At 42.8% G+C, this 11,378-nt stretch carries 12 protein-coding genes; 8 read left to right on the forward strand and 4 right to left on the reverse strand.

What is annotated here, in order from left to right:
* Window positions 1-164: 164 nt before the first annotated feature.
* A complete protein-coding gene (gene yaaA, locus IP510_RS12725) occupies window positions 165-977 on the reverse strand; it encodes a peroxide stress protein YaaA (RefSeq protein ID WP_194365201.1) in 813 nt (270 codons plus the stop codon).
* Between the two features lie 479 nt (window positions 978-1,456).
* Between yaaA and IP510_RS12730 the strand changes: the two genes are divergently transcribed.
* The 6 genes from IP510_RS12730 to IP510_RS12755 all read left to right on the forward strand — a co-directional run bounded on the left by IP510_RS12730 (window position 1,457) and on the right by IP510_RS12755 (window position 6,092).
* The gene (locus tag IP510_RS12730) at window positions 1,457-2,623 is read left to right on the forward strand and encodes an NAD(P) transhydrogenase subunit alpha (RefSeq protein WP_194365202.1); all 1,167 of its coding nucleotides are present in this window, start codon (window positions 1,457-1,459) and stop codon (window positions 2,621-2,623) included.
* 113 nt (window positions 2,624-2,736) lie between these two features.
* A complete protein-coding gene (locus tag IP510_RS12735; RefSeq protein ID WP_197177695.1) occupies window positions 2,737-3,075 on the forward strand; it encodes a proton-translocating transhydrogenase family protein in 339 nt (112 codons plus the stop codon).
* Complete coding sequence (locus tag IP510_RS12740; protein ID WP_370463038.1) at window positions 3,072-4,472, forward strand: NAD(P)(+) transhydrogenase (Re/Si-specific) subunit beta; 1,401 nt, start codon at window positions 3,072-3,074, stop codon at window positions 4,470-4,472. The genes IP510_RS12735 and IP510_RS12740 overlap by 4 nt, the downstream gene beginning before the upstream one ends.
* A gap of 155 nt (window positions 4,473-4,627) precedes the next feature.
* Window positions 4,628-5,164, forward strand: a complete 537-nt coding sequence (locus IP510_RS12745) for an acyl-CoA thioesterase (protein ID WP_194365203.1) — start codon at window positions 4,628-4,630, stop codon at window positions 5,162-5,164.
* 139 nt (window positions 5,165-5,303) lie between these two features.
* On the forward strand, window positions 5,304-5,513 hold the full coding sequence (gene iscX, locus IP510_RS12750; RefSeq protein ID WP_010196865.1) for a Fe-S cluster assembly protein IscX: 210 nt from the start codon (window positions 5,304-5,306) through the stop codon (window positions 5,511-5,513).
* A 78-nt stretch (window positions 5,514-5,591) separates the two neighbouring features.
* Window positions 5,592-6,092: a GyrI-like domain-containing protein gene (locus IP510_RS12755; protein WP_194365204.1), complete on the forward strand. Its 501-nt coding sequence runs from the start codon at window positions 5,592-5,594 to the stop codon at window positions 6,090-6,092.
* An 86-nt stretch (window positions 6,093-6,178) separates the two neighbouring features.
* Here the strand turns inward: IP510_RS12755 and dapE are convergent, their stop codons facing one another.
* The 3 genes from dapE to IP510_RS12770 form a co-directional block, all read right to left on the reverse strand.
* A complete protein-coding gene (gene dapE, locus IP510_RS12760) occupies window positions 6,179-7,378 on the reverse strand; it encodes a succinyl-diaminopimelate desuccinylase (protein WP_194365205.1) in 1,200 nt (399 codons plus the stop codon).
* A gap of 135 nt (window positions 7,379-7,513) precedes the next feature.
* Window positions 7,514-7,978, reverse strand: coding sequence for a hypothetical protein (locus tag IP510_RS12765; protein ID WP_194365206.1), 465 nt, complete (start codon window positions 7,976-7,978; stop codon window positions 7,514-7,516).
* Window positions 7,979-8,035: 57 nt separating this feature from the next.
* Window positions 8,036-8,788, reverse strand: coding sequence for a 2OG-Fe(II) oxygenase (locus IP510_RS12770; RefSeq protein ID WP_194365207.1), 753 nt, complete (start codon window positions 8,786-8,788; stop codon window positions 8,036-8,038).
* Between the two features lie 141 nt (window positions 8,789-8,929).
* On the opposite strand from IP510_RS12770, the gene IP510_RS12775 reads away from it, so the two are divergent.
* Window positions 8,930-9,805: a 23S rRNA (adenine(2030)-N(6))-methyltransferase RlmJ gene (locus IP510_RS12775; protein WP_194365208.1), complete on the forward strand. Its 876-nt coding sequence runs from the start codon at window positions 8,930-8,932 to the stop codon at window positions 9,803-9,805.
* Window positions 9,806-9,955: 150 nt separating this feature from the next.
* Entirely contained in the window at window positions 9,956-10,765 is an 810-nt protein-coding gene (gene pssA / locus IP510_RS12780; protein ID WP_194365214.1) for a CDP-diacylglycerol--serine O-phosphatidyltransferase, read from the forward strand.
* Window positions 10,766-11,378 lie beyond the last annotated feature (613 nt).

An 11,378-nucleotide genomic window follows, 5' to 3' on the forward strand; every position in this document is an offset into this window, starting at 1 on the left:
AAAATAGAGATTAAACTCTCTTTATAGTGATTTCACTCTATGACTGATTTCTTATAAGCCATAATTTATGAATAACTTACTCTATATACATAAAATGAACCCCTGATAGATCTTAAGACTATCAGGGGTTTATCATCAGAGATTAATCACAGTTATTACTACTGCTACTGATCCACTGCATCACGTCGGAACGTCCACGTCTTATCATCAGAAGCGGCTGCGCAATAGTAATATCCTGCTAGATCAAACTGCTTTAGCTGCTCAGCATTGGTCAGCTTATTATCTGCCGCATACTTCACCATCAGTCCACGTGCTTTTTTGGCATAAAAGCTAATCACTTTATATTGACCATTTTTTTCATCTTCAAATCGTGGTGTGATGATGTCAGCATTTAATGCTTTTTTCTTTACAGACTTAAAGTATTCATTAGAAGCGAGATTAATCAATGTTTTATCGTCGCTATCAGCCATCCGCGTATTGATAACCTCAGTCACTTCCTCACCCCAAAACTCATATAAGTTATTACCGCGCTCATTTTTCAGCTTGGTGCCCATCTCTAAGCGATACGGTTGAATCAAATCTAAAGGTTTTAAAACACCATACAGCCCAGACAGAATGCCTAAATGTTCATTGACGTAGATAGTCGTATCTTTATCCATGTGATACATATCAAGACCAGTATAAACGTCACCATCGAACAAATACCCTGCAGGTTTTGCTGTATTGCCAGAGATGTCTTCAGTAAATGGCTGATCCTGACTCCAATTCCATTGCTGATTGCGTGTGGCATTTAACTGGGCGAGATCATCGGATATGCTCATCAGTTCCTGTAAATCGAGGGGCTCTTTTGACTTGAGTATTTTCATCAATGATTGTGAGTGTTCGATAAGTTCAGGCTGACTGTAATAATTTCCCAGATTTACGGCTATGGCCTCGTTTTCATTCAAAGATTTGGCAGGAGAAAGTAAAAAATACATCATGATTCCTTATTATAGGGTGTCAATAATCAGGTTATGAGAGTGTCAAGCATGCTTATTATACGGTAGTCATGAGTTTTGCTTTGCTTATCTATCACTACTTTATCTATTTTCTTGCTATATTTTTGATCTTTAGATAGTGAGATGAGTGCTCTATTATACAGTTTACGCCTTGTTGCATAAGGGGTAAGTATTTTCTGAAAACGTAAAAAGCTTAAATATAACAATAAAAGTTATGTGATTGTTGTAAATACCAAAAATTTTATCTTACTTGTTGGTCATCATTAGTCAATGAAAATTGCACAATGATATCTCTATAATAAAAAGGCATGATGGTAAATCAGCTATCATTTATTAAATTGATAATCTTTAGTCGTAAAGTTGCATAAACCATGACATAAGGTTTTTTGTCCCCTGTGCTTTTTAGACGTGCGTTGAGGGTATTAAAGGTATTTATTTGACATAAGTAAGGAGACGGTATGAAAATCGGTGTAATCAGTGCAGATAGCGCGAGCGAGAGCCGTGTCGCACTAACCCCAGACGCGGTAAAGAAATTGCGTAAGCTTGGGTTTAACGTTGTCATTCAGTCAGGCGCAGGTCAAGCAGCGTACTACGCTGATGAGTTATATCAAGCTGCCGGTGCCGACATTGCCAGTAGCAGCACCGAGGTCATTACCCAGTCTCAGATTATTACCACCGTCAATGACCTACCAGCTGAAGCCATTGATGGCTTGTCATCTGGTCAGATTGTCATTGGCATGCTCGATCCTTATCGTAACACTCAGCTTGACACTTATGCGGCTAAAGGTGCAACCGCCTTTGCCATGGAGTTATTACCCCGCACCTTGTCACGCGCTCAGAATATGGATGTCTTGTCATCACAAGCCAACCTTGCGGGTTACAAAGCAGTACTGCTAGCAGCTAATGAATACTCACGTCCATTTCCAATGTTTATGACCTCAGCCGGTACGGTTAAACCCGCCAAGGTCGTTATCCTAGGTGTCGGTGTTGCAGGTTTGCAAGCCATTGCAACCGCCAAGCGTTTGGGTGCTGTCGTTGAAGCCAGTGATTTACGTCCGACGGCTCGCGAGCAGGTGGAGTCACTCGGTGGTAAATGGCTGGATGTGCCGATGAGTGCAGAGGAAGCTGAGACCGCTAAGTCTACCGGTGGTTATGCTTGGACGCCATCCGAGCAATATGTCAAAGATCAAGCGGCTGTCGTGGACAAAGCGCTCAGCAACGCGGATATCGTCATTACCACAGCGCAGATTCCTGGTCGTAATGCTCCGCGTCTGGTGCACGGCGCAACCCTTGCTAAGATGAAAGCAGGTTCAGTATTGATCGATATGGCGGCTGGTACCGGTGGTAACGTCGAGGGCAGCGTGCCTGACCAAACCATTACCACGGACAATGGCGTACGTATTGTCGGTGCTGCCAATATTCCATCGATGCTTGCAGCACAGTCTTCAGATTTGTATGCCAATAACTTGGTTAACTTTATTACGACCTTGATTGCACCTGCTGGTGATGACACTTCAGCAAGTGACGCATCAGCTAAGCTGGCACTTAACGTAGACATGGAAGACGAGATTCAGGGCGCACTGGCGGTGACACATGACAATCAGGTACGACTGACCAAACGCTAGTTTGACGGTCTACCACGATAAACTTTGTCACCACACATTTGCCAGACATGAATAAATTTTAGGAGGATTAGATGATTGCCACTATTTTAGCGTCAGCACCCGCCGGTGCCGCCATGGCCAGTACACCATTTGTCGCGATTTTTACCGTATTCGTACTCGCTATTTTTGTCGGATACTACGTCGTTTGGGGCGTTACGCCTGCACTACACACGCCATTGATGGCGGTAACCAATGCACTATCAAGTATCGTCATTGTTGGTGCCATGCTACAGACCGTCACCATTGATGGTTCTATCTTTACACCGACCAGTATCCTTGGCGCTTTTGCGGTATTTTTGGCCAGTATTAATATCTTCGGTGGTTTTGCCGTGACCGAGCGTATGCTTGCGATGTTTAAACCGAAAGTAAAAAAAGCACCAGTAGCAACCACTGATGTTGGAGGTGACGCATGAACGATTTCTCAGCAATGATTGCGGCAAATGCAGATTGGTTCTATCTGGTCGGCGCGATTCTTTTCGTTTTAACCTTGCGTGGTTTATCCAGCCCAAAGACCGCTATCAGAGGTAACCGCTTCGGTATGGTCGCGATGGCGATTGCGGTCGTCACGACCTTCTTTTTAGCAGAAGGCCCTGTGCTGTGGTTAATTATTGGCGCGATGATTTTAGGTGCCCTCGTTGGTATGTGGAAGGCAAAAACAGTCGCGATGACCCAAATGCCAGAAACCGTTGCCTTGATGCATTCATTTGTCGGTTTGGCAGCAGTTGCCATTGCACTGGCGACAGTATTACACACTGAACAACAGCATGGTGCTGTTGCCCGTGTAGAGCTATTTATCGGTTGTTTCATCGGTGCGATTACGTTCTCAGCATCCGTCTTTGCCTTTGGTAAATTAGCAGCTAAAAGCTGGGCTAAAACACTGGTCGGCGGCTGGGTAAAACCTGTCCAAGCACTATTATTCATTGCGATGATTGGTTTCGGCGGCGTCTATTTCGTTACTGACTCATTACCCGCATTTTATGCGATGGCAGTGATTGCCGTTATATTCGGTTGGATGTGGATTGCGCCAATCGGCGGCGGTGATATGCCAGTAGTGGTATCGCTATTGAATTCATTCTCAGGTTGGGCGGCAGCAGGCATTGGTTTCACACTGGGCAACTCAATGCTGATTATCGCAGGGTCGCTCGTTGGCTCATCAGGTGCGATTTTATCTTACATCATGTGTAAAGCCATGAACCGCTCATTACTTAACGTTTTGTTTGGCGGTATGGGTACAGGCGCTGTGGCAGCGGGCGGCGATGATGGCGCACCAAAGAACTACAAGGCTGGTTCGGCAGAAGATGCGGGTTTCTTAATGGCCAATGCCAGTAGTGTTGTGATTGTACCGGGTTATGGTATGGCACAGGGCCGTGCACAGAATGCGGTAAAAGAGTTATATGAGCTGCTAAAAGAAGAAGGTGTGAATGTACGTTTTGCGATTCATCCAGTGGCGGGTCGTATGCCAGGTCATATGAACGTCTTATTGGCGGAAGCCGATGTACCTTACGATGATATTTTAGAGATGGATGAGATTAACTCGGACTTCGCGAGTACAGATGTGGTGTTGGTTATCGGTGCGAACGACGTGGTAAACCCATCTGCGAAAGATGATCCAACCTCGCCAATTTTTGGTATGCCGATTCTAGAAGTCACTAAAGCGCAAACGGTCATGGTCATCAAGCGTTCAATGAACACGGGTTATGCAGGTCTTGATAACAGTCTGTTCTACATGGACAAAACCATGATGATCTTTGGTGATGCCAAGAAAATGGTCGAAGAGATGGTTCGTAGTATCAATGGCGCAGGTCACTAATCTCTGACCTATATCTTTAAATATACGCTTTTCAATAAAAAAGTCACTGAGGTGGCTTTTTTTGCGTTAGAGTGTGCGGCATTTATGGCCGAGATGGCATTACCAAATATTATCGCCAATGATAACTATAATGAAATAAAATTAGAGAGTTTTTTATGAATATGTTACTGCGTTTTTTTATTATGGTCAGTTTGCTCAAACAACAGCTCAAGCAGCAATCGACGAGTGAGACAATTAGTATAGAGTCATTGATGGCACCCACTGTTCGCCACTATCGAGTACTACCACACGACATGGGGTTTCGCGATCACTTGCCAAACTATCGCTACTTGTCATTTATTGAGCTAAATGTCACTCGCTGGGTAATGAAGCACTGCCATGAAAAAGGTATCAAACCCCTAAACTGGGTCATTGCCATGCAAGAGATGGTTTATCTAAAACAGATAAAGTTTTTGGATAAAATGACGCTGAGTAGTGTCGTGGCAGGGTGGGATCACAAATATGTGTATTTTGAGCATCACTTCTTTGTAAAAAACCAGCTGATGGGTGTTGGCATGACCAAGTTTGTTTTTACCAATAATAAAGGGATGTGTACTCCTGAAGTCCTAGACATGACAGGCGAACATTTGACGGATATCATTACTACTTGGAACGCACACCAAGTCGCCATTAAGTCAAACAAGTCAGCTTAAGAAATAGCAGAGTAAAACAACTTGGCTATAATCCTTGGGTGAATTTTGGTAGGATAGCGCTTATCAAGGTGACGTTATCAAAACGAACGCATCGTCTTTTAAACGACTGGTTTTAACACTGCTAAAAAAAGGTACCGTTATGATTCCACAAAAACTAAAATGGACAGACAGCTTAGATATCGCTATTGAGCTTTATGAGAAATTCCCAGAGACTGATCCACAGTACATACGCTTTACCGACTTGCATCGCTGGGTGACTGAACTTGAAGGCTTTGATGATGATCCACAGAAGTCAAATGAAGGCATCTTAGAAGCCATTCAGATGAACTGGATTGATGAAGCAGATTAATTGACTTTATTATTTTAGATATTGCATCAAAAAATTTATGAAATAAAAATCAAATCAAAAAACACAAAAGGCCGAATCATGACATCAGAAGTTAAAGAGCTACCAGAAGCGATAGCGTGCAATGGTATTAGCGTTCGTACTACCAATAATGCTGAAATCAGCGAAGACACGGCCAAACTGGGTCGTTTATGGCAAAAGTTTTACCAAAACCATGCCAGTGATCTTCCTAAAGGCGAAGACATCTATGGTGTCTATCACAATTATGAGAGTGAGGATTTGGTCGGCGCTTTTGACGTGGTTGCCAGTTGGAAAGTAGCCAGTGAGCAAGAGCCATCAGACAGTGATAATATCGCTAAGGCTGCAAACCTAGTGACAGTAGATATTCCTGCAGGAAAGTATTTGGTATTCTCTGAGCAGGGCAGAATGCCATACACGGTGATGAATGCTTGGGAAAAGGCTTGGACATACTTTAATGATCGCAGCTGTGAGCACACTCGAACTTTTGATGTCGATTTTGAGCATTATATCGATGGCAATCTAGAATATGGTCAAGTTGATGTCTATATTGGTATAGAATAAAACCAAAATAAAATAGATCCGTTAAAGCAATAAAAAGCGCCAAGTCTGCTATCAGACTTGGCGCTTTTTTTAGTGATAATAAGAAGTTAATCTAAGAGTAAGTTCTCTAAAATACCTTCATAAATCTGTGCCAGTTTGCCCAAGTCATCGACTTCTACTTTTTCATCAACCTGATGAATGGTGGCATTACGCACACCCAGCTCAACCACTTGTGCACCAGTTGGCGCGATAAAGCGTCCATCGGAAGTACCACCAGAAGTAGATAGGGTAGTATCAACATCGGTCACTGATTTAATAGCTTTTTGACAGGCAGAAACCAGCTTCCCTTCAGGGGTCAAAAACGGCTGACCAGACAATTTCCAATTGATAGTATAGTTTGCTTTGCTATCAGCAAAGTGTTTGTCAAAGATAGCATGCGTTTTTGCTTTTAGCTCATCTTCAGTGGTTTCAGTAGAAAAGCGAAAGTTAAAGACCGCCTCAAGCGTTTCAGGGATGACGTTGGTCGCACCCGTGCCACTATTGATATTTGAGATTTGCAGTGATGTCGCAGGGAAATAGTCATTGCCATTATCCCAAGTCGCTGAGGTCAATTCTGCCAAAGCTGACATGGCGGCATGGATAGGATTACAGGCCAAATGCGGATAGGCCACATGACCTTGTTTACCAGTGACGGTAAGCTCTGCGCCTAGTGAGCCGCGACGACCATTTTTGATAATATCGCCAAGAGTATCAGTACTTGATGGCTCACCCACGAGGCAATAGGTGATTTTTTCTTGACGCGCTTCTAAGGTCTCGATGACTTTGACTGTGCCATTGATTGATGGGCCTTCTTCATCTGAGGTGATTAAAAAAGCAATCGAACCCTTGTGTTCAGGGTGATTGGCGACAAAACGTTCTGCTGCGACAGTAAAGGCAGCAATACCTGTTTTCATGTCAGCGGCACCGCGTGCCCATAGATACCCATCAGCAATGGTGGGAGTAAACGGTGGATAAGTCCAGTTCTTCGCATCACCAGTTGGTACAACATCAGTATGACCTGCAAAACAAATCACAGGATCAGTCGTGCCTCGACGTGCCCACAAGTTTTTGACTTCAGCGTGTTCGCCCTTTGCCTGTCTATCACCATAATACATAAACTCACAGTCAAAGCCCGCTTTTTCCAATCGCTCCGATAGTATGTCTTGGCAACCATCATCATCTGGCGTGACAGAAGGGCGTTCTAGCAGTTTGATGCTTAATGCCAATGTTTCTTGCTGGTGGTTTTTGCTATGATTTTCTGAACTCATGACGGTCCTAGTTAAGTTGAGTTAATGTCTTTTGCTATAAAATCGAGCTTATTTTTATCAGGTTTTTCTAGTCATCATCATTTAACGATGTACTACAAACATATAGAAATTGAATGTTTTATGGCTAAAAAAATCTTAGTTTCTATCTAAGTAGATTTTTTCGTAATCGCCATAAAACTTTGCTAAATACTCTGTAATACAATGTTCGGCTGGGATATGACTATAAGATTGAGTGTTGTCTCTATCGTAAGGAGTCATATTGCCGCCAGCAAAAACAACTTCACCCATTTGATAAGTTACGCCTAATAAGTTTAGAGTTTTGTTAGTAGGATCAAAAGTTGCATGTCCTTCTGGAAATACTGGCGTCATCCATCTTGTTCCATCAAAGGCAAGTACGCACCCATTCTCATACTTAAATTCAGTGGTTATAGCTGTTGGTGTAACTATCATAGGTTTTTCAGGAGTGGATTTTAGTAAGTGATAGGTGAAGAAAGGCTTACTGACTTTTTGATTGGAGTTTTGATGATTAATCGTCTCGCAGCTTGCAAGTAAAGGCAACATAATAACTAAAATAGAATGTCTGAATAAATTTTTACGCATTACCATTGTCCTTAATTAACAAACCTTCTTTAAAGCCATAGCGAATGACAAATATACTCAGGGCGCAGCAAACAAAACCACAGCATCATCACGTCTTAACCAAGTAGCGATAGAGTAGCGTTGACGATGTGCAATTTGCACTTGATGGCGTAAGTCACTGTCAAAAATGATCAGTCTATTGGCAACTGGCATGACCTCATGATGGACACCATGCTTATCGACAACTTCTAGCGCACCGCCGTCAGTTGCTTCCCAGTCATCATTGAGATAAAACACCGCCGAGATTACACGTTCATCACGCCCAGCAGGATTGTCGCTGTGCCATTGATAGCCAAAGCCAATCGGATAGCAAGCATAATGCGCTTCACTATGACGAATACCCGCAAACAAACTACGATTAAACAGCGCAGCCAGCTCATTGATACTTTCCAGATAAAAAAAGCCTGCAAAGAAGTTTTCAGTGATCCAACGTATCTTATCACCGCGAATATCACTGATGCGAACACCAGCGGTCAAGGCAGCATCACGATAGTCAATAAAGCCGCTTTCTGCTTGTAGTGCTAATAAGGCAGTACTATTAAACACATCATCAATGATGAGCCAACCGTTAGTGACGAATGTATCAAGCTGTGGGTCCGTTAGCTTGTCTTCCCAACTCACAGCAAAATCAGACATTTGCAGGACATGTTGGGTGAGCGTTTCTTGGCTATTGTTATAAGCGTCTGGCAGCAGTAATGGGGGATTATCCGGACCTATCGGCTGATCGACGACCAACTCTGTCACATTAAGGTTGCTAATAATCTGCGTCATTTCATCTCATTATTATCAATCAGCTGTCAATAAATCATCATTGAATGCGTTTTTATTGAAAGCACTTACCAAAACCACATTATCTTTTACTCTGCCTATGCTACCATAGATGCAATTTTTCTTATTTAAACTTTTGAGATTATGAACTATAAACACGCCTACCACGCTGGTAACTTTGCTGATGTGGTCAAACACATTTTATTGGTACAACTGCTCAATCAACTGGGACAAAAAAACAAACCTTTTTATGTGCTTGACGCTTATGGCGGACGCGGACTTTATTCACTAAGCAGTGAAGAAGCACGCAAGACAGGTGAAGCCAAAGGTGGTATCCAAGCGTTATTAAATGCTGATACTGAAAAAGCACCTGCTGCTGTCAAACAGTATATGGAAGGTATCAAGCAAGCTCGATTTACTTATGACAATAAAGTCTATCCTGGTTCTCCTTGGTGGATTGCTCATCATATTGAACAAAATCCTACGGCAGGTGTTCGCGGCGAAGCGTTCGAAGCCAAAGCCAGCGAATATGATGCGTTGAACTATCAGCTACATAAATTGCCAATCGGTATCCATCACCGTGATGCTTTTGAAGGTATCACTGCGGTCATTCCACCAAAAGAAAAACGTGGCCTGATTTTTCTTGATCCTCCTTATGAGCAAGAGCACAAAGACTTTACCCGTCTTATCAACTTATTAGTAGATTCTTACAATAAATGGCCACAAGGCACTTACGCGCTTTGGTTCCCTATTAAGAATATTGAAGCCGTTGAATTGTTCTACAAAAAGCTGAAGCGTACTGAGATGCGTCGTCAGTTGGTGTGTGAATTGAATATTTATCCAAATGATGTTGCCGTTGGACTTAATGGAACAGGTCTGCTGGTTATCAATCCGCCATGGCAGTTTGACAATCATGCACGTGAGATCGTTCGTTTCTTACAGCCTGCACTAAAAGTGGCTGATGCCCCTGATTTGACACCTGATAGCGCGACCAATGTGCGCTGGTTAGTTGGTGAATAACTGGTTCGATGAGTAGCAATGTCGGCAAATAAGGATATTAAGATGACCAATACACCACCGCCCTCAGGTCAACCTAATCATGTGTCCTCAAAGGATACGGCTCTCAATGATGGATTGTTGAAAGACAGTGCAGCAACCCAGCCACCATTTATGGATGAGCATGAGTTCAATATTCGCCTAGCGGATAATGACAGCTACGATGGTTTGACCTTTGAGGTCATCGAGGCAGAGGTGGCAGAAGGCCAGCGAGTGGTCAGTCGCGGCGTATATCTAGCACCGAACTTGATCACGACTTTATCGCTACTATCAGGCTTTTACTCGATTTTGGCCAGTACGCAAGGCGAGTTTTACAAAGCGTCTTTGGCCATCTTTTTATCGGCTATTCTCGATGGTGCTGATGGGCGCGTGGCACGAATGCTTAATGCCCAAAGCCCATTTGGTGAGCAATACGACTCCTTAGCAGATATGCTTGCGTTTGGCGTTGCGCCTGCTATTTTGATTTATAGCTTTGCTCTAGAACCATTGGGTCGTATTGGTCTTGGCTGTGCATTTGTATTTACCGCTTGTGGGGCTTTTCGCCTAGCGCGCTTTAACGTCCAAGTCGGTATTGTCGATAAGAAATACTTCGTTGGTCTAGCAAGTCCTTTGGCAGCTATACTGGTGACGTCTGCTGTGATGGTTGCTATTGATCATAACGAGTGGATTGGTCAGTACGATACAGCAGTCATGTTGTTATTTGCTGCTTGGGTCGTTACTTGTGGCTTACTTATGGTCAGCAACGTTAAGTACTATAGCTTTAAAGAGTTTGATAAAAAGAAAGTTCCTTTTGTCGTGCTTATCATTGGTGTACTTGTCATGAGTATTGTGCTTTATGACATACCTGTTGGTATTCTAGCCATTGGTATTATCTATGCGCTATCAGGTATCGTTACGACGGTTAAAACCAAAGTAAGTGGCTAAAACAGCTTATAGTATTTATATGAAGGAGCTTACCGCTAGGTAAGCTCCTTTTTTATGTCTTATATATTTATGACGGACTCATGATGTACAAAGAGACGCAGTTGTATAAATCAATGCCATTATGTAAGAGTGATATTTCAAATACTAATAGAGCCACATTATCAGTGATAACAAATCATCAGATGACGTAATGTTACCTCCAATGCATAGATAAGAGCATTGAGCACAGCCTATTGTCTTCTGTTTGGAACGCCGCATATCGCCATCCCATTAAAACGAAAGCAGCGCAGCCATTTCACTAATTTCACTCAATCACCAAGTTTATTTGAATTAAATAAAAATAGGTCTTGACTCAGACTTTAAACCGTCTATAATACGCCCTCATCAAGACGGACTGGCAGTAACTGATGTGTGATTACACATTAATAACCCAGTTAACCTGATGAAACAATTTATAAAACAGCTTGACAAACCTAATCATTATGATAAGATAGTCGGCTCGCTAGATAGCTTAACCCGTAAGGGATTGAGACTAAACAGCAAGAGAGTTACCCTATATATCAGTTACTGGACGACAGTGATTGAGCACTATTTAAAAGCATAACTAAAGAAC

Source organism: Psychrobacter sp. NG254, from assembly GCF_015277735.1.
GTDB lineage: Bacteria > Pseudomonadota > Gammaproteobacteria > Pseudomonadales > Moraxellaceae > Psychrobacter.